The organism is Paenibacillus foliorum, assembly GCF_013141765.1.
GTDB lineage: Bacteria > Bacillota > Bacilli > Paenibacillales > NBRC-103111 > Paenibacillus_S > Paenibacillus_S foliorum.
Window position 1 is genome coordinate 1 of sequence record NZ_WHOD01000005.1, and the last position, 26,075, is coordinate 26,075.

Annotated in this window: 25 protein-coding genes; 5 read left to right on the top strand and 20 right to left on the bottom strand. The window is 36.5% G+C overall.

Annotation, left to right across the window (positions count from 1 at the left end):
• Positions 1-278 precede the first annotated feature (278 nt).
• The 4 genes from GC093_RS01335 to GC093_RS35415 all read left to right on the top strand — a co-directional run bounded on the left by GC093_RS01335 (position 279) and on the right by GC093_RS35415 (position 2,440).
• On the top strand, positions 279-1,187 hold the full coding sequence (locus GC093_RS01335; RefSeq protein ID WP_171650144.1) for an IS1595 family transposase: 909 nt from the start codon (positions 279-281) through the stop codon (positions 1,185-1,187).
• A 158-nt stretch (positions 1,188-1,345) separates the two neighbouring features.
• On the top strand, positions 1,346-1,477 hold the full coding sequence (locus GC093_RS36255) for a hypothetical protein (protein ID WP_281365106.1): 132 nt from the start codon (positions 1,346-1,348) through the stop codon (positions 1,475-1,477).
• Between the two features lie 27 nt (positions 1,478-1,504).
• Positions 1,505-2,050, top strand: coding sequence for a dihydrofolate reductase family protein (locus GC093_RS01340; protein ID WP_171650057.1), 546 nt, complete (start codon positions 1,505-1,507; stop codon positions 2,048-2,050).
• 174 nt (positions 2,051-2,224) lie between these two features.
• Positions 2,225-2,440 (top strand): hypothetical protein, encoded by a 216-nt coding sequence (locus GC093_RS35415; RefSeq protein WP_216624448.1) that lies wholly within the window; start codon positions 2,225-2,227, stop codon positions 2,438-2,440.
• Positions 2,441-2,754: 314 nt separating this feature from the next.
• Here the strand turns inward: GC093_RS35415 and GC093_RS01345 are convergent, their stop codons facing one another.
• The 3 genes from GC093_RS01345 to GC093_RS01355 are packed head-to-tail and all read right to left on the bottom strand — an operon-like array spanning position 2,755 to position 5,621.
• The gene (locus GC093_RS01345; protein ID WP_171650058.1) at positions 2,755-3,567 is read right to left on the bottom strand and encodes a hypothetical protein; all 813 of its coding nucleotides are present in this window, start codon (positions 3,565-3,567) and stop codon (positions 2,755-2,757) included.
• Positions 3,568-5,301 (bottom strand): TniQ family protein, encoded by a 1,734-nt coding sequence (locus GC093_RS01350; protein WP_171650059.1) that lies wholly within the window; start codon positions 5,299-5,301, stop codon positions 3,568-3,570. It lies immediately after the preceding gene.
• The gene (locus GC093_RS01355) at positions 5,298-5,621 is read right to left on the bottom strand and encodes a hypothetical protein (protein WP_171650060.1); all 324 of its coding nucleotides are present in this window, start codon (positions 5,619-5,621) and stop codon (positions 5,298-5,300) included. Before GC093_RS01355 ends, GC093_RS01350 begins: the two co-directional genes overlap by 4 nt.
• A gap of 150 nt (positions 5,622-5,771) precedes the next feature.
• Between GC093_RS01355 and GC093_RS01360 the strand changes: the two genes are divergently transcribed.
• A complete protein-coding gene (locus tag GC093_RS01360; protein WP_171650061.1) occupies positions 5,772-6,113 on the top strand; it encodes a helix-turn-helix domain-containing protein in 342 nt (113 codons plus the stop codon).
• A 39-nt stretch (positions 6,114-6,152) separates the two neighbouring features.
• Here GC093_RS01360 and GC093_RS01365 read toward each other — a convergent pair whose 3' ends face one another.
• From GC093_RS01365 to GC093_RS01445, 17 genes are all read right to left on the bottom strand, one after another.
• Complete coding sequence (locus GC093_RS01365; RefSeq protein WP_171650062.1) at positions 6,153-7,202, bottom strand: TniB family NTP-binding protein; 1,050 nt, start codon at positions 7,200-7,202, stop codon at positions 6,153-6,155.
• Positions 7,203-9,275 (bottom strand): TnsB C-terminal domain-containing protein, encoded by a 2,073-nt coding sequence (locus GC093_RS01370; protein WP_171650063.1) that lies wholly within the window; start codon positions 9,273-9,275, stop codon positions 7,203-7,205.
• Positions 9,266-9,928 carry a TnsA endonuclease N-terminal domain-containing protein gene (locus tag GC093_RS01375; RefSeq protein WP_171650064.1) on the bottom strand — a complete coding sequence of 221 codons (663 nt, stop codon included), beginning with the start codon at positions 9,926-9,928 and terminating at the stop codon, positions 9,266-9,268. The genes GC093_RS01370 and GC093_RS01375 overlap by 10 nt, the downstream gene beginning before the upstream one ends.
• Before the next feature lie 465 nt (positions 9,929-10,393).
• A complete protein-coding gene (locus tag GC093_RS01380; RefSeq protein ID WP_171650065.1) occupies positions 10,394-12,268 on the bottom strand; it encodes a TniQ family protein in 1,875 nt (624 codons plus the stop codon).
• Between the two features lie 1,035 nt (positions 12,269-13,303).
• Positions 13,304-13,405: a hypothetical protein gene (locus GC093_RS36760; protein ID WP_376768612.1), complete on the bottom strand. Its 102-nt coding sequence runs from the start codon at positions 13,403-13,405 to the stop codon at positions 13,304-13,306.
• Positions 13,406-13,431: 26 nt separating this feature from the next.
• Entirely contained in the window at positions 13,432-13,698 is a 267-nt protein-coding gene (locus GC093_RS01390) for a DUF4259 domain-containing protein (protein WP_171650066.1), read from the bottom strand.
• A gap of 200 nt (positions 13,699-13,898) precedes the next feature.
• On the bottom strand, positions 13,899-14,387 hold the full coding sequence (locus GC093_RS01395; RefSeq protein WP_171650067.1) for an NUDIX hydrolase: 489 nt from the start codon (positions 14,385-14,387) through the stop codon (positions 13,899-13,901).
• 733 nt (positions 14,388-15,120) lie between these two features.
• The gene (locus GC093_RS01400) at positions 15,121-16,128 is read right to left on the bottom strand and encodes a DUF1835 domain-containing protein (protein WP_246313280.1); all 1,008 of its coding nucleotides are present in this window, start codon (positions 16,126-16,128) and stop codon (positions 15,121-15,123) included.
• A gap of 482 nt (positions 16,129-16,610) precedes the next feature.
• Positions 16,611-16,793, bottom strand: coding sequence for a hypothetical protein (locus GC093_RS01405; RefSeq protein WP_171650068.1), 183 nt, complete (start codon positions 16,791-16,793; stop codon positions 16,611-16,613).
• Positions 16,794-16,817: 24 nt separating this feature from the next.
• Positions 16,818-17,435 (bottom strand): metallophosphoesterase family protein, encoded by a 618-nt coding sequence (locus GC093_RS01410; protein ID WP_246313281.1) that lies wholly within the window; start codon positions 17,433-17,435, stop codon positions 16,818-16,820.
• A gap of 303 nt (positions 17,436-17,738) precedes the next feature.
• On the bottom strand, positions 17,739-19,211 hold the full coding sequence (locus GC093_RS01415; RefSeq protein ID WP_171650069.1) for a DUF4340 domain-containing protein: 1,473 nt from the start codon (positions 19,209-19,211) through the stop codon (positions 17,739-17,741).
• Positions 19,212-20,651: a GldG family protein gene (locus GC093_RS01420; RefSeq protein ID WP_171650070.1), complete on the bottom strand. Its 1,440-nt coding sequence runs from the start codon at positions 20,649-20,651 to the stop codon at positions 19,212-19,214.
• A gap of 2 nt (positions 20,652-20,653) precedes the next feature.
• Complete coding sequence (locus tag GC093_RS01425) at positions 20,654-21,517, bottom strand: ABC transporter permease (RefSeq protein WP_171650071.1); 864 nt, start codon at positions 21,515-21,517, stop codon at positions 20,654-20,656.
• The gene (locus tag GC093_RS01430) at positions 21,501-22,457 is read right to left on the bottom strand and encodes an ABC transporter ATP-binding protein (RefSeq protein ID WP_171650072.1); all 957 of its coding nucleotides are present in this window, start codon (positions 22,455-22,457) and stop codon (positions 21,501-21,503) included. Before GC093_RS01430 ends, GC093_RS01425 begins: the two co-directional genes overlap by 17 nt.
• Positions 22,458-22,499: 42 nt before the next feature.
• Positions 22,500-23,366, bottom strand: a complete 867-nt coding sequence (locus GC093_RS01435; protein WP_171650073.1) for a carbohydrate ABC transporter permease — start codon at positions 23,364-23,366, stop codon at positions 22,500-22,502.
• A 9-nt stretch (positions 23,367-23,375) separates the two neighbouring features.
• Positions 23,376-24,281, bottom strand: coding sequence for an ABC transporter permease (locus tag GC093_RS01440; RefSeq protein WP_171650074.1), 906 nt, complete (start codon positions 24,279-24,281; stop codon positions 23,376-23,378).
• Positions 24,282-24,391: 110 nt separating this feature from the next.
• On the bottom strand, positions 24,392-25,954 hold the full coding sequence (locus GC093_RS01445; protein WP_171650075.1) for an extracellular solute-binding protein: 1,563 nt from the start codon (positions 25,952-25,954) through the stop codon (positions 24,392-24,394).
• Between the last annotated feature and the right edge of the window lie 121 nt (positions 25,955-26,075).

The following is a 26,075-nucleotide window of genomic DNA, read 5'->3' on the forward strand; positions in this document are numbered from 1 at the left end:
AAACACGACAAAATGGACATTCGTATCCTTCGGGCTTATGTGAAAATAATGCTGTCATCTTTCTCGTTCAACTCCTTCCATATTTCTCCAACCAACTATTAGACGCAGGCAACTTCTGGTCGTTGCGTTAATCTGCCCTTTAGTTTAATGAAATGAGCAGGCTGCCAAGGCACCTGCTCATTAATAATTTGTTTGTATATCAAGTTGCCTCAGCAAATTCTTCCAACACGAACGTTTGTTTGATATACTTAATACAAACGAATGTTCGGGAGGTTGACATGGCTCAACAAGAAGTGATGACACTGAAGAGATTTCAAGAGAAGTTTCACTCTGATGATGCATGCCGCGAGCATCTGTTCCAAATGCGATGGGCGAACGGCTACTCTTGCCCTAAATGCGGGCACAGTACATTCTATTTTTTAGAAAGCCGAAAGCTGTATCAATGCATGCGCTGCGAGCATCAGGCGTCTGCAACTGCCGGCACGATTATGCATAAATCGCATACTCCGCTGCTGACCTGGTTTTGGGCGATTTTCCTTGTAGCGCACGATAAACGCGGTGTTTCCGCCGTCTTTCTTGCGCGTGAGTTGGAAATCTCCTACCCAACCGCATGGTTGATGCTTCACAAGATACGCAAAGCAATGAGTGATCGAGATGCCCACTACCAACTGGCTGGTTTGGTTGAGTTGGATGACGCATTCTTCGGAGCGCCAACAGAAGGCGGCAAACGTGGGCGTGGCACGGATCAAACGCCAGTGCTTGTTGGAGTTTCGCTCAATAAACAAGGAGCACCGCAATACGTCAAGATGCAAGTGATTCCAGACGTGAAAGGTAAGACGCTTGTTGAGTTTGCGAAACTGCACATCGAGCCAGGTTCAACGATCAGTAGCGACGCATATCGGTCTTATAACGCACTCGCTGAAGAATTTGACCACCAACCAATCAAGTTCAATGTAAAGGATAATCCTGATCACTTGAAGTGGCTGCATACGATGATTTCCAACGCCAAAGCATTTATTGGCGGCACATTTCACGGATTAGATTCCAAGCATCTGCAATCCTATTTGAATGAATTCTGCTTTCGAACCAATCGTCGGCAGTTTGGAGGTCAGATGTTTAACCGTTTGCTAACTGCTTGTATCTCTACCGATACCATCACCTACGGCGATCTGACCGCAAAGGTTTAGTAGCGATGCTAACTTGATATTCAAAAAGAAAAAAATGTTTAAGTATCGTATCCAAACTTTTTCGGGAATAGCAATCCATGAGAAATCTGTTCACATGTCTCATGCTAATATATTTCGTGAACAACGAACAATGCAACTGCGGAAGGATTAACCAAGTCGTGGAAATAAAGAAAAATAATTTGGGACTTATCTTCGCGGGACTGATGCTGGGCTTGTTTATTGCGTCCGTCGACAATACCTGGTACATGTCAGCATTACACGCGCTAACGTACAATCAGACAGACGGATAGTATTGAAAAAACTAAAGGAGAATGAAAATGAGAAAAGTAGTTGTATCTGAGTTTGTATCGCTGGATGGCGTCATGGAGAATCCGCAGTGGACGATCCAATTCCGTAGTGAGGAAACAAAGCAATTCAAGTTCGATGAACTGAAAGCAAGCGACGCTCTTCTGCTTGGACGCGAAACGTATGTTAATTTTGCAGCGGCTTGGCCTAATTTGATCGAGCAAGAAGGGGAATATGGCCGGATGATGAACGGTTACCCCAAGCACGTGATTTCAACAACCCTGGAAAAAGTGGAATGGAACAATTCCTCGCTGATCAAGGGCAATATCACAGAGGAAATATCCAAGCTGAAGCAGCAGCCTGGTAAGGATATCTTGGTATTTGGCAGCTGCGCGCTCGTTCAAACGCTGATGCAGCTTGACCTCATCGACGAATATCGGCTCATGGTTTTCCCAGTTGTGCTTGGAAACGGAAAACGTCTCTTTGGAGAAGGGATCGATAAGAAAGTGCTGAAACTGGCGGAAACAAAGACATTCGGTTCAGGTGTCGTTGTTCTGACTTATCTTCCGGAAAGATAAGATTGATCAGGAAATCAACTACGAGCTTGCGGGAAAACCGTCTTTCGGCAACATGGCGTGATGCTGACGGACTGAAGACTAATTACCAGTTACTGACTTGAACTGCGTTTTCAAAGTAACCTAATAGAGAAGAATTCGACTATATGTGTTGGATTTGATACGGCAACTGGACCATTGACCAGCTATTATCATCCTTCCTTTGCCAAAATAGCTGAAAAAGTAATTGCCGGTGTGTTAACACCTTGTGGAATAGATCCTTTTAAGATCGGACTATTTCAATATCAGTTCGAAAAAAAAGATCTTCAACGAGCGTTTCAAATAGAAATATCTAACTACAAAGAAGAACGCTTAACAGAGCGAAAGAGAGGTGTCTTTAGAAACTACAAATAAGTGGGTCAAATACGGAAATTTCCGAACTTTAAAAACATGGAAAGCTTCAATTATTAATTTCTAGCTTATGGAGAAAATAAAGGTCTTTATTTTCTCTAACACGATATTATCAAGCCAAACCTATTTGTTCTTAATCACTTTTCACCTGTGATTCAAATCTTCTCGTAATCTTCGTAGCTTTCAGTGCGCTGCTACTGCTATTGAATAGCAACCTGCCACAGCCGGCTCTTTAAAATGCCTTCGGTGTTATTGCAATTGTATACAGGCAGTCACAAGTAATCTAACCTACGATTTGTTGCAATCACTGAGCTCTCTTAAATCTGGCTAAGCATGGATAACTTTTTAAGTCTATTTTCCCAATAAACCTTCTTATCCTTCTCTTTTTGCAAAGTTATCAGCCAGTATCTCCTTTGAACATCAACAACTTTCCTAAACAATTTTAAATCACTAAAATTTATAAAGCCTCTTGCCGCGAAATCTTCAAGTTTGACAATATCTACAACAGCCTTTTTCAAGATTGTCTCAGTATCAAGGAATCCAATCAAAATATCAGTTCTATATATCGGAGGAGATTCCAAAATTGAAAATGTACCGCACTCGAAAGGAAATTTAGTATTTATACTTAACTCTGGTGAAGCAAGAGCTATTTTTCTTTCTCTATTCCAACTATTATTTAGTTGCTCGAAATTACGATAACTTTGTCTCCATAAGTCAACTTTCTCAATTAAGTTTAAGTCGTTAATTTCAGTATTGAACACCGGAACATTCTGACACTGCATTAATTTTTGATTTGGATAAAACCTCAAATATCTTTTCTTTCTAGGGAAAATATGGTCTATCTTATCTAACTCCTCATCTGTTAGATTGTTACCTTTAATGTAAGAAACAAGCGGCAGTATTCCTATACTATGAAGTATGTGTTTCAATTCAATTGAGTTATAATCAAATCGCTTATAGATTTGAAACTCTCCAACAACGCCTAATTCAGCCCAAACCATTCGTTTTATATCTAATTGATCTTGTTCTTCACGAATAGTGTTTTTTAATATATGTAACTTCTCCTTTTCCATTCTAAGTTCCAAATATCGACCATCATTAATAAATTTCTTAATTTTTTCTAGTCCCATTTAGCTAATCCTTCCCCTATAAATTAAGCATTCTTGGATTCTAGAAATGGTCTCTTCTTTAAAATAGTACCTTTTCCTACCATCCTTCCAAATCAAAGTAAAATCAGCCTTGATCCCTTCCTCTTTCAACACTTTCCATAACTTCTTCTCTCCAACTTTCAAGGTTTTCATTACATCATTAAAGCAAATTCCATTTTCTTCTTGCTTTCTTTTTTTAATAAGTTCCATACAATCCTTAAGCTGTTCCTCGTCATAGTAGTTTTCAACCAAAGTTCTACTTTCATTAAGTCGATATGGCATAAGTTGTCCTGATAATGTAAAAGAAATAATCTCTAGAATTGTAAATGAATGCTTAGCATATTTAGATAAAACATGATGGAATTTAACCATTGAGGGACTTATTTCTTCCACGACCACACCAAGACAATCCTCAATTAACTTATTTACTTCTTGAATTAGATAAAGTACTTTTGGAGAATTTGCCAAACGCATTGGAGTTAGGTAGCCAGCATCAACTATTTTTTGAACAGAATTTGGTATGATTCCAAAAATTAATCCCACCTCCTTTTTTGATATCAGATTCTGTTTGGTGCTCAAGTAGCTATCTAACTTTGATTTTTCAACTAAATATCTTTGCTGGCCGTTTGTATATTTCGTTTCGATGTGTAACTCGTTATAATCGTTCAATTCATGCAATTTTTCATAAGCAATACCTGTAGTCTGTCTTACTTCTTCCCTTCGAACTCTACCTCTATGCTCTAGTAAGTTAGGATATCTTTTGAATACAGAAAAATCTTTCCGGACATTCCCATCATCAATTTGATTTATAAAGTAAGCGTTATATGCCTCAGCAATCATATAAAATTCGAGTTCCTCAAGTATAATTCCGAAAGCACTAAGTCGTTCATATCGTTGACTTCCTACATTTCTCTTTAAAAAGTCATTCAGAACCATGTAGAAGCTATTTGGAAAATCTAAATACATCCAATACACATTGGCTAGTCCAATTGCTAATTTTAGCCCACTTTTCACACCCTCGAACTGATTATGAAAAAACGATAAATTTTCTGCAGACATCGCGGTATAATCAATCCCACCAATAAGTAAGTGAAAACTACAGTACGCCAATCGAAAAAACTTTTTAAAATTACAATTCGCAATAACAATTCTATCTTTTTCCCAAAAGGCATTTTGTATATGTGTTTGTGATTCTAAAAAAATTAAATTATCAAATACGTTGGGCTGTATGATTTCGAAATTAAAGAAACACTTTTCACACTCGCGATTCATAAAAGCTGACAAACTAATCATTTGCCTGCACTGTGGGCATTGATCAACCAACATTACATTATGCACGATACATAGATGAAATGGAGTAAAACACCAAGCTGTTCGATGATAGTATTTTTCTTGGATACATATAGGACAGTATTTGACTTTATTTTTCATAATAATTTTGGTATATAGTTCTGCTCCTAAAAAACTTTTTAAGTTGTATCCATTCCTCTCATTAATAAAACCATTTTCTCTATCTACTAACGCTGCAAACATCTGTAATGCTTCTTGATTAAATTCATTATTCTGTGCTTCATAGATTGATAAGTGCAGATAATTATAGAGGTACGAAAATCGGTATCTATTCATTTTAGATGCTCGGTAAAGAAAGCCTGATATACTCTCATCACTTACGATAAAAGGTCGAATTAGCAATTGTTTATGAAATTCATTTTTCATCGTTTCCAGCGTCTTTTCTTACGACTCTTTAGTTGGTCTTTAAGTGAACGAATTCGCGCTTGATAACTTTCGATACTTTGTTCATTGGCATCCACATGATTGTAAACACGTAAAGCTATTGTTAATCTTCCATCTTTCAACAAGACCAAAATGTACCCTTCGTCGTAATTATCAACGAAAATAGGTATATCTCCTGAGAGTTTCCCATACCACTGTTCACGTATTGCAATACTGCAGGTATAAGTGGTTCCTTTAAATAATATTCCTTTCTCTGTTATCTCAGCTTGCTCAGTTGGAAATAAATCAATTAATTTTTCCATACTAGTTACACCTCCTATTATTCTATTAGTCCTATTATTGCCAAATGATAGATTCGTCATTCATATATATAGTATTCAGTTGTAAATACCATTTTTCTCCCGTGTTTATCTATATTCTGGTTGACTACACTTCAATTAGAGGTGTAGCTAATGTCTGAATCAATTTTGAAATTAATTGGTAAACGGATACGGGACTTACGAAAAGAAAAAGGATTGTCACAGGAGCAATTAGGTGAGTTGGCGAACTTAAACTACACCTATATCGGGGGAGTCGAACGAGCGGAAACAAATATTTCTGTGCTTAATCTTGCAAAGATTGCACATGCATTAAATGTTGGGGTAATTGAACTCTTCTCTTATACTAGGATAAACAACCAAACAAAAGGGAGATCTTCTGATTTAGAACAAATCATTGATCTTCTCCTTTCGATTAGTCCTAAAGAAGTGAGAAAAGCGAAGAACATATTGATGGAAGTTTTTGATAAAAATTAAACGGCGGCCTGGCTGGCCGCCGTTTAATTTTTTAACCGTTTATACATTTAGCGAAGGTCCTTGAGCTTTCTGTGAGTTTCTTCCCTTTTTCCTTTTAATCATCAGTTTCTCTTTGTACTTGTTCATCGCATCATTCTCTGTTCCAAGCGCTGCTTCTAAATCAAAATTAGGGTCAGCAAAGGGATTTGCAACAAATGGTCTAGCCACTTGTTTTACTTTCAGAAGTGCCTTCGCCAAATGTGATTCAGCAATTTTATCAGCGCCCGCTTTAGCAGCGATATAGGTTGCATATTCAAGTAACTTCATTACATAAAAAGGTATCCCCATTGAAATAAAGTACAGTTTATCTGCCATTCGCGGATCAGCTAGATTCGCCAATTCAGCAAAAGGAAGCAATTTATCAACTTTTTGAAGAAATACCCTAAAAGTAAGAATCTCCTCAACGGTACCATATGCGAAAGCTTCTAACGCAACTTTGTTACAGAATCTTCGATCCAATTGGGGATTGCTAATAAAAACTTTTACTGATTCCGGCATTCCACAGAGAATAACAGCAATGCCAATTTCTTCAGTAAATGTTTTAACCCAGTTTGATGCTGTCGCTAACACATATTCGGTGTCTGCATCAATTAGATGCTGGAACTCGTCAAAAATAATTACTTTAATCCCAAGTTCCTTAACAAAGTGATGGATACGACTGGTCAACTCAGATTCGGATCCTTTATGGCTGAAGGGATCCCCCATATCTTCTAGCACTTTCGATGCAAGCATTCTCGGTGTTGCTTTTGGAGGAACGACTACCCTTAATACTGGAATATGCGTATATTCTCGATCATCCGTTTCTTTAATTTCACGAGGATATCTTGTCGTGAATTCCCTGGTTACCGTACTCTTCCCCGCACCTGTTGGCCCAAAAATGTATAAACATTCTGGACTAACGGAGTCATCCGACAAATCCATGATCGTTTCCATCTCCTCAAGCAGATTTTCATACTTTGGGTGATAGACAATGATCTTTTTGACATGCTCAACACGTCTTTTCAATTCCTTTGAATCAGGTGCTTTTCCATCTAATCGTTCAAAATCCAATTAACTTATCTCCTTTTGCCCACTCCCCCAACTGTCTGCAATTTTATCTAAATCAACGTTACCAACTTGCAAGGCACCAGGTTCGGGTTTTTCAATAATAGTTTCATCCTGATTATTGACTGATTTAGAAGGTTTTATTCCTCCGCTATTTTCCTCAGGATTTAGAATCGATATATTCATAGCTTCTGCAAGTCCAGGAAGTTGTTTGATAGGTACACCTTTAATTGCACTTGCTACAGTCTCATTGGCTGCTGCTTCCCTTCTTTTTCTTCTACGAATCCCTTGATATTCTAATTTGCATTCTTGTTGAATCTCTTCAATGTTTAATCTGGCCCTGCCTTGTAGCGAAGAATCATAGTCATTATATGCACTACCATCTTTGTTAGTCAGATATGCCAACAACTCTGCATGGATCAGGTGATTCTTGTCCATCTTTTTCCGTTCCAGGCCTCCACTTTTAATAAAGGCTTCAATATAACGTTTATTGAATTCGTCTTTTACATAAATAACCCTTAAATCAGAGCCATAGCGAATCAATACTTCACGACTTCTACCTTCACGTTCCAATCGCTTTCTTAGTTCATTTAATTCATCGCTAAAAAAGTAATGACCCATAAGTAAAATTCCACGAGGACCGACGGTGCGTGTATCACAGTTTGAAGAGAAGAGTAATTCTAAATACTGACGATTTGCAGGTAATTGAGGATGGATCTTCATTTCTTTTAAGCCTTTAGCCCATAAATGCTCTGGAACCCCTTGGATGTTCTGCCCTCTATTAAAATTGTTGGCGACCATGTCAACAATTGCTATGTGTGCGATATGATACAGTCCTTTAATATCGACCACCGCTTTCGCTGCTGAGTCATATTGTCCTCTTTCAGTAGGATTTGAAAAAAGTGAACCGACTAATCCTTGAAATGCTTTGTGATTTAGATTTCCTAGTGCTTGTTCAACGGAACCTTTTTGATGACCGGATGCTACTTCGCAATATCTAAGGCCGATACGAAGAGCCGAACACACCTCTTCTACTTCTTTCGCGTCGTTAACCTTCGCATTATCCAAAAGTATGGATTGTGGGACACCATAAGCCGTCCAATTCTTCTCAACCCGTGGGTACAACTCTTTAAATCCAGTCTTTGGTAAGATGCAATGTAAAATTAATTGTTTCCAATCACCAGCATCAGGCTCCTTCTTAAAGATTATATTTAATCCCATCGGTTCTCCCACTGCCTGATCCATTCCGTACATGAGGACCGGACGAAATAACTCGTCAAGTTCAAAGTCTACGATTAAACAGTCAATTGGCGTCCAGTCACATTCCATACATTCAAGTGGACGTGTTGCTCTTGTATTTGAATGCACACCATTGTGTTTCAAATCCGCTTGATTTGCCCCCATGTGTTCTTTATCGCGCTCATATGTATCTACTGTTTCCTTCCGTATCCTTCGATATGTCGATTCTGAAATAATCTCCAGCTGCTCATGAGCTTCTCTGGTCAAATTAATATTTTTTATTCCAGCATCCAGCACATCATATTCGTCTTTAATAGTAACGTATTCCGCTTTCCTTCCATATTTAAAAATAATGCGAGACACTTCAGTCATTACTTCTGTAGAGACTCGATGGTCTTTTGGCCCTCTCGTTTGAGGAATTAAATCAAATTTGTTCTCACGCTTATACCATAGATCTAACCATCTATAAATTGACGCGGGAGAGATCGAGCCATTTGGTTTTAATTCCTCTGGATAGTTTTCAGTATAAGCCTTTATCTGTGATGGTCTTATTTTTCGTTCAATAATAGGCTCAATCGCCTTATACCGTTTCTCCATAATATCGATTTGAACATCAGTATAATCTTTTGTACTGTATTCAATTACGCCAGAGTCTTGACCTTCGTGCAGAATAATTAGCCTTTTCTCATTGTAAGCACTCAAGATCTCATTAAGAGACAGTAATTCCTTCGTGTCATGTGTTATATTAAGCAATTCAACATCATCATCTCTGTGCCGGAGCACTTCATATATGTTCGTTCCAATTCGAAATTGCGTACCATACTTGAAATCTATGAGCATGAACTTCTCTCCTCCTCAACTGAAATACGTAAAATTGAATCGTCAGATATCTTTACATTAACTATATCTGTTGAAATCTCTTGTAGGTAAATCAATTGATAAACAGCCTTATAGAAGCTCTCTTCATCAATTTCTGCACAAGACTCCCTCAATTCAAAAAGATACATTTCTGTTTTTAACTGCAATTGCTCCAAAACATGGTCCATAATATTATCCGTTACTTCTTGAGTACCTAGATGACGAAGTAATGAAAGGTTGGTTTGCAAATGCCTTGGGTTTATTTCCTCCTCTGTGAATACCTCGTAATGCCACCTCTGAGCTTCGCAAAACTTTCTACCAACTTCATACTTAATAACATTTGACGGATAGTTCTTAAACCGAAGAGCTTTTACCTCAATAATGAAAACACGGCCATCATTTAGGATTATTTTGAAATCCGGAAAATACTTATGCTTCTTACCATTCAATGTATAATGGATACAGACTGGTTGATAAAAAATCTTATCAACTTGCTGATCAAAGTCAGCTAATCTAATAAAGTTCCTTTCAAGAAAACTTTCCCAATGAATCATATCGCCAGTTTTAAGAAATGGTTCTTTCCCTCGGAAGCCTTTTCTTTTCGGCTTAATTTTACGAGCTGGTTTGTACGGCATACGCTTATCTCCTCTGTTAGTTTCATAATTTATGATAAAAGTATTAACATTTTTGAAGATAAACAAACATATTTCTCAGTCTTCAGCTGGATCTCTTTATAGTTCAAGACTATATGATCTAATTTCCAACTCATAAAAGATATTACTATGACTTCCCTTCAATTTTATTGTCAAAGATAGGTCAAAGTATTTATTCAATAATTAGCTAAGCCCCAACATTCGAACTAGCTCTTTCACAGGTAATAAAAACGAAAAACAGTAAAAGGGTCCATTACTTTAAAGTCATTAGTTAAGGAGCTGGGTAAAAATCAAGAAAGAGAACAGGTTTTCGAAAAAGGATTGCACATAAAAAACAAACGGCACAGTGCTTTATCTCATGCCGTTTCGGATTCCATTTTTATTTCCGTTCTTGTCTTTGAGCTTAACTTAATGACAATTCCTTTACCCCGGGCCCTTTTCATTAATTCAGATGATACTTAAATTATTTATTAATTCCAAAACCTCAACTCTTTTAAACACATAGGTTCTTTCTTCGTTTTTCTTTCCACCTGTAACTGGAACTATTCCTTTCTTTATCAAAAAAGAAGCAGAGATTTTTTCTTTTAACCTTATACTGAGATCCTTTAATTGTGTGACTGTTATGTAACTTTCATTAAATTGAAGCACCTCATCTGGGAAAAATAATTTACCATAAATTTTATCCCTCTCAGCACATTTCAAGATACCTAGCAATACCCAGAAATCAATAGTGGTCGTTTTAACTTTAAGAATCCTAGCTACATCTGCTGTTGAATGTAACTCCCCTATGGATTTCTTAACTTGATTATTAATAAACTCGCTTACCTCATTCCGATCAAATAGAAGCGACTTTATTCCTCTCCTTGTACTTTTACCCCTTGGGATAATTTCTCTACTCAAAATAAATTTCACTACGTCACCATCAGTAACCCCAAAAATTGATGGAATTGCTTTGTCGAATGTCACCAAATTTACATCTTCTTTAACCACTATTGAATTTTCTAAATTAATTAATAGTTGATCTAACATCTCCTTCTTTATCAGGTTTTTATGTACATCATTTGAGAACGTGATTACTTCCTTACTCAATAAATCAGTGATGCACTTATATCCGACATTAAGGTAATCCTGAGCTTCTTGTTTTGTTAAATACTTCGTTCTTTTTTTCTCGAGATATTGATCAGCACTATTTTTTGTAACGTGAATCCATGTTTCTCCATCATATTCAACAATCATCCCATCAACTTCGCAAGCTTTGATTAAATTAATCAATGTCCTTCTTGTGACGCCTAAATACTTCAAAGCATCTTGACCAGTTAAAATCAATGTCTCAAATTGATTAACGATTCTGGAGAAATTTGGGCTAGCACAAAAAGAGCTTTTATTAATGAGGAGGTAGTTTGTGAACTCCTTTGCCAAAAATAAAAAACTGTTTTTTCGATCTCTTTTCAACTGAATATAAAAATTCCCAAAACTACTAAGAATCCTTTCAACATTATCTTCGTTAGATTTCGTTCTTATTTCATTTAAGAACTGGTGAAAACCCATCGGCCAATTTAAAAAAATATTCATAACGTGTGTTTGGATACTCGCAATTTCATTAATTGAGGCTTTCAATCTCGTGAATTGTGATCTAAATCGTAATTCTCCGATAAATGAAGCTAATAAGAAAAATGTATCATCGAATTCGCTTAGTTCTGCATCAATAAAGAAGTTATTTAACTCTATTGGTCTTTTCGTAAGAAGTCCCACTTTCTGGTACACCAAGGTGGAGAGCATTACACACTCACTAGAAGCAATATTTGATTCTGCTAACTTATGAGCGAAGCCACAATTACACTTTAGAATGTTTGCACTTTTCCATGTAATTGATTTACCACAATTAAAGCATTTATCGATTAATAAACAACCATGATAGGGGCATGCCGAAACATTAATATGGTGCCAAATTTTACGATAATACTCTTCCTTCCTTAAACACTGAGGACATACTTTTGCTTTTAAAGTGGAAATTGATGATATATATGCTTTTGCATCGAAAAATTGATAATATCCGTCCGATGAATCAAGATTTAATAGCATCATTTTTTTCATATCATTTTTATTAATCCGGAGTAGTGTCGCAATGCAGTTCAAGTCGTTTTGCGATAATTCTCTAGCGTCCAAATTGTAATTTACAGGCCTCAAAGTCTTTAATTTCTTATTTAGTTCAAGATCAGAATATAGGTAGTTAAGAGGATATACATCTTGGACTGCTCTAATAAGAAATCCACTTAAACTTTCGTCAGCGTACATCCTTGGGCTATGTAGTAGCTTTTTCAAGACATGATGTGCTCCTTCTCATCATTTATGAATTCTATTCCAATAGACATTTCCAAAATAACATGATTTTATACAGCTAAAAATAACATTCAGTAATATCCCAAAAAAATAAATGCCCTCCTATAGTAAGCACCATAGGACGGCATCTTTGTAAAATTGTTCAATTCGTTGTATGTTGGTTGATTTATTAAAATCTGAAACAAAATTTCGTCGATGACGCCTATCCTGTTGGCCCCTTGACAGGCAAAAATACGCTTCAATATCATCGGCAGTCAGTCTTGGGCACAAATTAATGTATATCGATGCATAAATATGCATTTATCATTAATTATGGAGTTTTTTTCTCACTAATTCGAAAAATTTTCTCAATATTTATGACACCACACATTTATAGTGAACTTTTTATTTATATTTATCATATCATATTCTCAATAAAGAACAATAGGTTTTAATACATAGCCTGCCGCGCTTTGACGACATCCTTCGGTGAATATGGGGTTACTTTTGACAAGAACATATATGTAAACAAACATTACAAATTAAGTGCCCCAGTATATTTTCTTTTCTCTTTTCGGTTGGTACTGTCACTAAAGTGCCGAACATCTCACATTACAGATAAGTAACATCAAATAATTCAAATTGGTTGTTTGTAATAGACGTAAATCGAATAAATCCGCTTTATTGTATAACCAATTTGAAATATGTGAGTGCCATTCAACATCTGATTCATCTACTCTTACAGCAAAGTAATTGTCGCCTTTATCAATAAATTCAATGTCATTTAAGCCTGAACTTTTAAAATTTTTCCTTCACAAGGAAAATAAAGTTGTAGACTGCACTCGTTGATTTAATTTGTTTTTAGAGATGGAGTATCGTCAGCTTTTAAAAATTAAGTATTAGACTGAACCCCACAATAACTAAAGGCAGTCTGCAGACTTGGAAAATAAAGTCGTAGACTGCCTCTTCTTATTAAGCTATAGTTTCCCGTTAGCAGAATAAACAGACCGGGGATTTTTACCATATTAAGTAATTTTCTTAATTAATTATCCTACTTTGCAATTCCTTTATTATAGTAACCCAGTTCCCGTATTCCTCTGTTTCCTCCCATAATTCTTTAAGTTCCGATTCCGCAATTATCTTTTCTAAAGCTTTGTGGGATTTCTCTAATAGTTTGTTCCTTGTCCTTTATGTTGTAATATCCACTCTTGAAGTTCATCTTCATATATTTCTTTCCCTGGTCTATTTTGTAACGCTGCCAGTATTTCTACTGCTCCTAAGGCAATACATGCTACATCTGCATCTAAGTAATTGTCTTCTAAAACCATTTCAATAGATTCCGAAAGTAAATTAATGTCTTGAGTTTCTACAAGTTCAATTATCCAATCTTGTACTGTATCATTTTCGAAATTTCCAATTCCCCATGCTCCCATGTATGAATAACCTCACAATCTCTTTTAATGGTTTGATATAACTTGACTCGTATTTTATGTATTCGATAAATCATGAAAGTATCCTGCCCGTTCGTACAACAAAGGCTGCCGATCCATGCCGGATGCCCCCGTCCTGGTTTCTTATTGAACAAACGTGTTCCGTTAGTGCAAAGATTTTTAAAACACGAGCCCTGGTACAACTAAACACGCCTTTGAAGCTTGACATTACATTCTGACGTTGTCGCAGTGACGTACTCCATATAATTCACAGAGCCGTTAAAGTTCAAATAAGCTTCATAACGCATGCGGATTGCGGGTAAAGTAATCAAATCCAGAACATTTTCCTTTGGAACCCACCTACACTCGCTCGTTTCATCAGAAGTAGCTAACTCTCCACCCACAGCTTTGCACACGAAATCAAACATGACCTTCGTAGGAACATCAGTCACACCGTCATACCACTTATGGATCGTTGTATTCGAAACAACACTAATTAAATGGCTAACAGTGGCGTCTATTCCACTTTCCTCTTTGATTTCACGAATCACGCCATCAATCAGATTTTCTCCAACTTCAGTTATCCCACCAGGATACACCCAACCATCGTCATGGGCTTTTACTAATAGGATATTTCCATTTCCATCTTCTACAATTCCGCCTGCCGATACAATATGTGTCGGAAACGCCATTTCACGACCTCCTAATACGGTAAAGTTGTATATTTATTCCACATAGTTACTTTACTTTCCTGCTTTCGTGAACTTATATGCTTGAAGGTACTCACGAAACGATTAAACTATCCTGCCCGTTCGTATTATGAGGTCATCAGTTCTTTCTGGTAGACCTCTTTTCGTGTGGTCGTAAGAAAGCGGTAGCCGAGGATCGAACGATTCTGCCCGTGGGACTTGGATCCCGAGAGCTATTCAGTTCATCCCCCCTACTTGTTAAACCATGATTAGGCTGGTTGGGACAAAGATCCCGAATCACATGCGATGCTGTAGACGACAAGAAGGTTTAGGGGTTGCCGGTGAAAATAAGGTAAGGAGTGGTTTAATGAATCCTGTTATTGGTTTGGATGTATCTAAAGGAGAAAGTCATGCACAAGCTTTTTCAAATCGAGGAATACCATTCGGAAAGACATTCCGATTTGAGCACAATCTGGAGGGATTAGCTCCTACTCGCTGTGCTATGTCCCTGTAGGACTCTCTCCCAGTTAAATAAGCTTGTACTGCCAAGTATTTCTCGTCTGAACTAAATCTGCCCATAAAAAAACTGCACCTCCAATTGTTAGATTGTGTCTAACAATTGGGGTGCAGTTCATTTGGTTTTGAGCCCAAAGTTTCATACAAAATTCTGTCCAAAATCCTGTTTAAAATCCTGTGAAAAACCTTATTCAATGATTTACTTTGTGCTCCAGCAAACTTAATCCTCACCACTTACTTCATATAGCGCTTGTCCGTATATATCCCAACGCCATCTCGGGATATTCCCTTGCAGATGCACACCACCATACCACTGGTCTATTCCTTTCTTCGCGATCCAGTCCTCTTCCCCATTCAAAACTTTCTTACCCAGCTCTGTCAAAACAGCTTCACAGTCACGAAGTGCTATCGAGGATTCGTTATAGGCAGGAAAAGCCTTTAATCCGTGAATTTGCAGCAAGGGGTAAGGAGCTTGTGATATTTTCATTAGAATATTCCAGTATTCCAGATCCCCCATGCCTAAAGCGTTCAGCTTATTTCCCACATCCTGAAACAATTCTAATGGGCTGCTTATTTCAGCTTGAATCATCTCAAGCGTTGTCTGCTCTACGATGCCAAGTCCATTGATTGTAGAAGGAAACCGCGATAAATGCATTTGAAATGCATCTTTCGCGAATGGCAGCGCGGAGGTATCTCTACTTAGCAATTGTTGCAGTAAGCTTGGATCTGGAGACGTGTAAGCCTGCCAGAATGCTTTGCCTAACTCCAATTCTTTGGCCCCAATAGTCTTCCATGTTCCCGACAAAGTTTCCATTTGCTCCAATGATAGCTGCCCTAGCCCTCGAAACAGCTCAATTCCCGGATATTCGGATATGCACAATAAGCTCAGCTTCGTTTTTAACAAAGACTGTCCCGAGAACCAATGCAGCAAATAGCATAACATCGTCTGATCGAATAAATCGTGCTCAAACCATAATACAATCTCCTCATATTTATGAAAATCAGCCAAGGATTTCTCTTGAGCCTCGCTGCCTTGGATAAATTCCGCTTGAGGAATTCCCATCGTTTGCTCCAGATATTGTGCCCTGACAGAGCGATTGTTCCAATCAGCAGGATATAAACTTACAGGACCATGAGGGTATACCTCCCTCCACACTAGAACATCTCCGTGCACGATTCCTTGCTGCAGCTTCTCCGCCACTGAATCCCCATTTACAATGTGCAGCATTCCTTTCCCTCCTTCGTACAAATGGTTGAAAACCGATATCAGATCAGCTAATGGTAGCGATCCCTTCAGCTTACGGCGAGCATCAAAAAGGCGCTTTTTCAACACCGGAATCAAAGTACCGAGAAGATTGGAGATTACCTGGAGAGAATACCCTTGAAAATAAAATAATTGCACAGCAATTCGCATATTGGGACGTTAATCCCGCAATAGAGTCGTGAACCATCCGCTGCATTTCTTTTTTCTCAATAATGTCCGAAATGTCCGCTGGACTTGCCGTAGCCTCTATCGATGGCCGGTCTTCCGTATAGGGAACTGCACGGTGCTTCTTTTTGCGGTTGATCCGGTAACATTGCCGTACAACAATGGTTTTGAACCAACCTGGGAATGCTTATGCCGTTCGCAGCTTACTCAAATGCAGAAATGCTTCTGTAAATGCCTCTTGAACCGCATCTTCCGCTAATTGAAAATCATGCAGCATTTATTTAACTAACGGTTACCAGTTTGAGAGTTGTTCGTGCTAAATCCCACTCTCTTTCCATCGAGACGGAGCTGTTCCAATAATTCTTTTGCTCAGAAGCCGGTTGATCCGTATGATAGATACAACCATCTAGGTCGAAAAAAAATACTTTAGCCATCGTAAGAAACATGAAATCCAATTTCTGCATAATTTCTCCAGAACATTTCTACCTCTAGTTTTCCCCGAAAAAGACAAGAGCTACATCTAGTTCTCCTCTTTTCTTAAGTGTTGTGGACAAGGTTGCCTGCAGCAGGGGTGAGCGATCGTACTGTAAGCTCTTCATATCGATACGTCCATCTGTAATCGTCATATAATGTGCTTCTTTACATGGATCGTCAGGTCTGCGATACGAGATACTTCCGGGATTCATCCACAGTTCATGGTTGCTGAGATAATGAATAGCTCTCCGATGTGTGTGGCCGAATATCATTCGTTTATGCTTCATGCTCGTAATCGGTTCCTTGGTCTGCTGTTCCCAAAAGCTATAATAATGATGGAGACTAGGAATGGTCTCGTAATTGTTGTACATATGCTGCATGCTATATCCAATAGAATCCATAGTGAATGCTATAGAATAAGGCAGGTTTTCCAAAAATTCAATATCCACCTCACTAAGCTTTTGAGCATTGTCATGCGCCCAAGTTCGTTCCTCAAGCGAAACATTCCACAATTGATCTTTATCGCGATATAAGGCAGTTACACGCTCATCATGGTTTCCTTTCACGCACAAAGCCTTATGCTCCCTAATCCACTGTAGTACTTCTTTGGGAAAAGGTCCGTAATCTACCAAATCTCCCGCACATTAAAATAACATCACTGTCTTTTTCTTGTTTCCATATGTTTTCTAATGCATAAATATTGGCGTGGATATCAGAAATAATCAGTGCCTTCAACGAGCGTCATCCCCCAATTATGTGATAGAAATAAGCATAACGTATGCAACGTTTATCCAATCCAAGGCTGGTATGATGTAAGGGTCTACTATTCGAACGCCTTTATCCGTCCGGTGACTCAAATTGTCATACACATGATAGCCCTCAATGGTACTTTCTTTACCCCCGTTATTCCAAAGACGCAATATACCAGGAAATACTCAAAATCTATCTGACATAATATCTTTGCAGGCCATTATGACTTCATCAACTGCTTGCTTATTTATTAAATATTGAGCAGGTCCATCACCTACTTTTACTAAATAGAAGTTATCATTATATGTATAGAAAATTACTGTCTTTTCTCCTTTTTTAGTTGTATATTTTATCGTAGTTAATGGATTTCCGGGCTTTTCTACAGGTTCTATAACCGCATCAAAACTTAGTCCTATTATCATTTCATAAAACTTTCTTAATTGATCAACCTCGATCACTTTACCGTTAAATGTTCCGCTTTGTTCTTCTCCTTGAGTTGATTGTCCACTTGCTAAGGGTAATTCTTTATGATTAATTTTTACATTGAATTTCGAAGATGAAGCTTCTATTGAAATTTGATCACAATCAACAATATTGATTAAAGCTAAAAAGCGATCTATAAACCGAATGGGCTCAAATGTAAGTATTGAATGGATACTTTCTTTGTTTATCGAAAATATATAGTTCTTGTTAGCAAATTTAGCATAAATGATATCACCGCTAGCATCACCTAACATTAGATGATAATCAGTTTTATCATCTTGAATTTTAAGCTCTAATGCAGGCACCGAAAGTCCGTAATGTCCTATGTCTAACGGCTTCTCATCAACTATGGATAATACTTTTATCGTATTATTAGTTAAATTGGAAGTGCCCTTAGGCAATCCAAATGTACTTTTAGCAAAATCCTCCAAATAAACATCTCTGTCAGGTACAGGATACTTCATAACTAAATGATTACTTGGTAAAAGATGTGCTCCTGGTAAAGATGCAGGTGCAGACTCTTTATTTTGTTTTGCTTTAAGATCTAAAAAAAGTTTTCCTGATTTAAGGATCTCAATCGATTTTAAGTTTTTTAAATTAATTTCAGGAATTTTGTTGTCAAACAACTCGTTTAAACTTACTAATAATCTTTTTGCATTACCGCTATTCATTAAATAAATCGCTTTTTCATTGTTAATAACAACATAATAATTTGCCTGATCCGGAGTTGGATTACCTATTTTTATTGTATGATCTCTACCATTATTAAGAGTAACAATCACTTCAGCATTTGCAGGGTCTAACCCGAATTGCATTAAATTCGTTGCATGTTCGTCAAGCATATTGAATTTGGTTAATATAGCATTTACAGCAATATTGTTTAACAAATTCTGGTCAACCGGAAAGTCTGGCTTGGTTTCCAAAACCCAATCTATACTCTCGCTACCCGAAATCCCCTTTGCATGTACCAATTCAAACATACCAGCTGTGTTTACAATTTTGATTTTTTTTACTTCGCTTTCACTACCACTAATCGAAAATGTAGGTGTTGATACGGTTGTTTCCGCTGCGTGAGTTCCTTCTTTATTATTGTTATTTTGAATTGCAAATTGAATAATCAACAGGATAATCAAAACTACTACTACCGCGATTAAAAATATAAAATTTTTTTTCATTTAGCTATTTCTCCTTCTAGCCCAAACCACAATACCAATAACTAATATTGTCAAAGGAATTACAATTACGGTTACTAATGTTATGATAACCGCTTGTCCGCCACTTAATTGTAACTGTGTAGCAACATTAGGAGCTTTAGGAGGGATGTAGCTTCCGCTTTCCTTGCCTTGAGTCCAATTTATTGAATTTACTATAAAATTATAATTCGTTCCTCCGGATACCGAATTTGATTCAGGTGATATTAACGTATCTGTACCAATAACTACTAATTTTGTTTCGAAATAAGTTTTCGTATCCGTATAATCCGTAATCATTACTGCCAAATTAAATGGCCCTGACATATCGCCATTCACTTTTTCAACACTTTGAGCTGAACTATTTTTAGCATATGACTTAGCTGAACTGGTTAATATCGGATTAACTTTTAATGAATTTCTCTTAATATTATTTTGTTTTATGCCAGTTGCTACCGGCAACAATACTTTGTATTGTTTGTCTGCTAAACTTTTTGTAATTTCATTTACTTCCAGGTTAGGTAGCAATACCGTAGTTTGATTTGGTAAAGAATTATTTGTATTTGTTTCTATTATCACTTTATTATCTACAGACACTCCATAAGCACCCAACACTGACATTAAATTAGGAAAACCAGAAGTAGTAAAATTAAGTGCAAAAACCGCTTGTCCACCATTTTGCAAATAGGTTTTCACTTTATTCGCCATCTCTGGTGTCCAGTCTTTAGCAGGTGTTGTTACAAATATTAAGTTTGTCTCTTTTGGAACCTCTTCTGTTAATACATTTATATCTTTCATCTCATAATTGGCAAGTTTAATAGCATTAATGAGTTTTTCTGGCAAAGATAGCTCTCCATTACCTGTTATACTATAAATTATATGTGTTTTATTACCTGTAACATTTTCAATTGCATTAGTAATTTGAGGCTCAACATCGATTGACTGCACATATTCTTTATATGATTGCTGGTCAAATCCTATTGTAATCATTTGCCCGGCATCAATTAATTTGAACTTTTTTGTTTTTCCATTTTCCACCACAACACTGTTACTTGAAACCGATTGCGACGGGTCCGATTTAAATTTGTCCACAAGCTGCGGATATAAATTGGGATCTTTTACTTCAACCTTAATATTACTGTTATATTTTGTATAATCGAGGATAATATCTTTAAAATCAGGATTTTCACTCCCAGACTTTGCCAAAACATAAATATTTATTGGATCTTGTACTTTTTTAATAATATCTATTGAATATTTTGATATGGAATATGATTTGTTTTTACTAACATCATAACTTAAATTTAAACTGGAAAAAATTAAGTTTACAACGATCAACACCGCTATAACGACTATTGCTGTTAATGTTGAAAATGCTCCATATCTAAATTTTTTACTATTCAGGGCATGAATTAATTTAGTCATTATTACCTCCATCTTCTCTTTTCAATTCCATTTATGGTTAAATAGATGAACGCAATAAAAAATGTAAGGTTATAAATAATGTCAGATACATTTAAAACGCCACGTTGAAAATTTGTAAATCTGTTAAACACAGAAAACCATTGTAGAGCATAAGCAATTGTACCCTCAAATAAGGTTGGCTTTATGAAATATAAAACCGCTTCTACTACTATGAATAAAAGGGTAATAAAAACTGCCACTGCTTTATTTTTCGTACTGTCGTACACGATGATTCCAAATATACCTATTATTGCTGTAATAAAAAATAGGGAGCTCATTATATCAGCTGGCAGCGCTCTTGCTAAACCGTCCATTATAAAGAACAAAAATACCGTTGCAAATGTTATAACCGCAGCTATGATTTGGTTTTCTGTTAAAGACGATACAAACATTCCAACACTAATTAAGCTTAAACCAAACAATATAAATCCTAAATAACTAACAACGATGAGCATCAGGTTAATATCTGAAAATAGTAATAATATTATAGGAAAGATGAATGTAATTACCGTACCTATACATAATACAATCGAAGCAGCTATAAATTTGCCTACAGTTATATCAGTTATTGAAACAGGCGATGTGTATAATAATTGGTCTGTTTTTAATTTAGCCTCTTCCGAAAATAACCTCATGGTCAATATTGGAATTAAAAACAAATAATAAACAGCAATACTTGTTAGTACTCCCGAAAAATCTGCTGATTGTGCACTTATATTTCCAATTACAAAATATACCGCTGAAAGTAATAATAAAAATGTCAAGAAAATATATCCTGACATGGTAGTAAAATAGGTTCTTAATTCTTTCTTAATTATGCTTGTCATAATTGTTCCTTTCTCCTGTTGCTTCTAAGAAAATTTCTTCCAAGGAGAGATTAAGAGGTTGTTGTGTTAATACCGGTAAATTACTTTTTGACATAGCATTAAAAATAGATTCTCTTATATCCGTGTGACCGTCTCCCTCAAAAAGAACATCTATCGTATCGCATTCTTTGCTCCCCAGTATTTTTACATGCTTTATTAATGGAAAACTAGCAATCGCATTTTTAATTTCTGCTTCTGTCCCTTTAATACGAGACAACAATTTAGACCTTTGTATCAAGTTATTTGACAATTTGTCAGGAGTCTCGCTAGTAACAATTTTGCCTTTATTGATAATTATAACTCTGTCACAAACTGCACTAACTTCTGAAAGTATATGTGAGCTTAATATGACTGTATGTTTATTACCTAATGTTTTAATAACGTCGCGCATTTCAATAATTTGTTTAGGGTCTAAACCTACTGTAGGCTCATCTAAAATAATGATTTCAGGATTACCTATCATAGCTTGTGCTAAACCAACTCTTTGCTTATATCCTTTAGATAAATTTTTTATTAACCTATTAGATACATCCTTAATCCGTACCGTTTCTTTTATTTCTTCGATCATTGCCTTTTTTTGACTAGACTTGACTTTTTTTATTTCAGCCACAAAGTTTAAATATTCATCTACTTTCATGTCAAAATAGAGCGGTGGTTGTTCAGGCAAATATCCTATTTTAGATTTTGCTTTTTCCGGCTCATCCAAAATATTATGTCCCGATATGATAACCTCTCCTTCTGTTGAAGCCATGTATCCGGTCATTATATTCATTGTAGTAGATTTACCTGCTCCATTTGGTCCAAGAAAGCCTACAATTTCGCCATCGGCTATTGTAAAACTTACATGATCTACCGCTACATGTTTTCCGTAATGTTTCGTTAGTTTTCTTACTTCTATCATAAGTACCTCCTGAATTAGACACTAAGAAATAGACTATGGAGATTAGCCTTTTATACCACCAATCATAACGCCTTTTACAAAGTATTTTTGGATAAATGGATATACAAGCAAAATAGGTAATGTTGTAATAAACACCATGGCCATTTGAATTTGATAGGCTGGTGGAATTGTACCCGTATCAACATTAGTGTCGGCGGCTATCGTTGTACTTAAAATATTTTTCAACACTAGCTGTAATGGCCATTTATCTTTGGTGTTTATAAAAATAGATCCATTAAACCAAGCATTCCAGTGATCTACAGCATAGAACAAGCCAATTGTGCTTATAGCTGCCATTGATAGCGGGAATATAATTCTGATAATCATTTGTATCTCTGATAACCCATCAATTCTGGAAGCATCAATAATATCTTGTGGAATAGTTTCGAAGAAGCTAATCATAACAATGACGTTAAATGTATTAATAAGTCCCGGTATAATTAAAACCCATATCGAATCTATTAAGTTTAAATTAATATAAAGAATATACAGCTGCACAATACCTGGTGGAAAAAGCATGGTAAGTAATAAGAAAAATTTAACAGGTTTTCTGTAAGGTAAATATTTTCTTGATAACGGATACGCCGTAACTACTGTAAAAATCAAATTTAAAGCTGTACCTACAATCGTCACAAACATAGTTACATTAAAACCCGTCAAAAGTTGACTGTAATTAGCCAGATATTTATATGCTGCTATATTAAAACCTATAGGAAAAATAGTTATTGATCCTGTGTTAGCAGCAGCCGTAGAACTAAAAGATATGGCAATAATATTAATAAATGGATATAAAATTGATATACTGAAAATTATTAGTAGTAACCCATTAACGTAACCGAATATTTTCTCACCTGTTGTACGTCTTGTCATCTTAGCCTCCTACCATATGCCATGTTCTTTATCCACATATTTGACTATTTTGTTTACTGCAATAATCAAGAGTAAACCTACAACTGATTTAAATATGGTTATAGCCGTTGCAACACCGTAGTTAAAGTTATTTTGGATACCAATACGTAAAGCGAGTGTATCCAGAATATCCGCAACAGGATATACAGGTGGGGTATAGAACAAGTAAATTTGCTCAAACCCTGCGTTAAGAATACCTCCTAAATGCAAAATCAACAGTACAATAATCGTTGGTATCATACAAGGAAGTGTTATATACAGGGCTTGTTTAAATCTGGAACACCCATCAACAATTGCCGCTTCATACATTTCTGTATCTATTCCAGATATGGCAGCCAAATAAATAATGGTACCCCAGCCCAGGTTTTTCCATACTTCGGTAATTACCATAATGCTTCTAAAATATTTTGGGTCTGCCAAAAATATAATTTTATCTTGATGAAGCATCTCAACTAAAACATAATTTATTATACCTTTAGAAGAAAGGATCCCTGTCAATATACCGGCAATGATGACCCATGATATAAAGTGAGGCAAGTAAGATATGGTTTGGATTACCTTTTTAAATTTAGTACCTATTACTTCATTTAATAATAATGCTAAGATAATGGGTCCGACAGTTCCAAAAATAAGTTTATATACACTGATTATGAGAGTGTTACTTAAAGCGTTTACAAAGTTATTATCTTGAAACATAAAACGAAAGTTATCTAAGCCAACCCACGGACTCCCGAATAGACCTTTTCCTATTTTGAAATCTTGGAAAGCCATTAAGTAACCAACAATAGGCACGTATTTAAAAATGATATAAAAGGCAAGCCCGGGCAATAAAAGCATATATAGTGAAAAGTGTTTCTTGATATTTTGAACAAACATTTTGGCATCTCCTCTTTACTAAACGGAGTTCTATATCTATGAATCAATAAGTGCAAGGACAAGAAATTCCTTATCCTTGCACTTGTAATATCTAAAATAACTCGCTTGCTTTATTTAGCATTTTTAGCATATCTTTCGTTTATTTCTTGAGACATGACATCGCCTTTTAACAATTTAAATTGTTTTTCCCATTCAGCCCAACCTGCTTCTAATTCCACTTTACCTGAAATAATTTGTGTAAATATTTCAGTTGCTTTAGATGTAATTTGTGTTAATTGTGCATCCGTTGTAGGAGTTGAGAAATAGATGACTCTTGGTTGAGTGGATAATCCTGTATTAGCCATGTTAGCAGCTGTTTCTGCTGGCCACAGGTCTTTCCAGAACACTCTTTGCTGCTCCATATTACCGATGGTGTAAACATCCCAAGCCCCATCTTGTCTTAACCCTTTTAAGTCTTTAGTTAATTTATACTCATTACCTGATTTGGTGTGATCTTTACCTTCAACCCCAACGGTCATTAAATTGTCGCCAGATGTAAAGTTAAAAATTCTTGCAGCACCGTCTAATACATCAGCTTTTACTTTTGAATTCACGGCCCATATGCTAGAGAAACCAACAGGCAAACCCTCGCTATTTTTTTTAATAATATTGCCATAAGCTGATACACTCTTTGCAACTCCAGGTGCTGGTGGAACCTCTAAAACAACGACTTTAGCATTAGGTGCCTTTTCCTGGATAATAGCTAAGTCTGCAGCAGCACCAGAGGAAACCCCTTGATACACCCCAACTTTGCTGTTTCTTATAAGTTGAGATTTACCATTGTTGGGTTGATAGGTTACAAATTCAGGATCAACTATTTTGGCTGTAACCAGTTCTCTTGCAAACCCGATAGCTTTCTTATATTCGGGAGTGATCTGCGACCAAACTAATTTGTTGTCAGCCGTTTTCATCCAATCTGCGGTAGGAACGCCGAAAGGTGCTAATGCCGGTTCCAAACTGCCTGATTTATCAAATACAGCGCCGTAAGTATCGCCATCTTTGCCATTTTTATCAGGATCTTTTGTGGCAAATTGCTTTAAAACTTCCTTATATTCATCAAATGTCTTTGGAATTTTTAAACCCAAATTATCCAACCAGTCTTGTCTGATAAATACAGCGCCATAACCAACATCTCTTGGTGTAGGTAAGATATATAAACTGCCGTCTGCATTTACAAACTTGCTTTGCATTTCTTTATCATAAAATTTTTGAACATTCGGCATTTTAGGCAACAGGTCCGTCATTTTCATCAACAAACCGTTGGCTCCAAAATTGTTGATCATCCCGATCGTTGTAGTATCGGTGCTGGAATGAACGACATCAGGCGCGGTTCCGCTGTTGAATTGCAAAGTGATTTTTTGAACATAACCGTCATCCGGCATCTCTTGAACTTTAATAACCGTGTTGGTTTTTTTCATTAATTCGTCTAATACCGGGTTTTTGGTTCTGTCTCCATCTGCAAACACCCCTTTGAAACCTATATTGATTGTTGGCGCAGGCCCTGCAGGTGTTGAAGATGATCCAGAAGGTGCAGGTGAAGCAGTAGTACCTCCAGAGCTTGAACATGATGTCATCATAGCAACGGTTAATCCAAACGTAGCAACTTTACCAAATAAATTGAAATACTTACTCATTTTGATTCCTCCAGTAATTTATTTGTTATAACTTGACGATTGTTTTGCACACGCTTACAAACATGTTCATGCTTACCATTATCGTATTTGCTCGACCCGTTTTTTTTTATAATTCGAATGG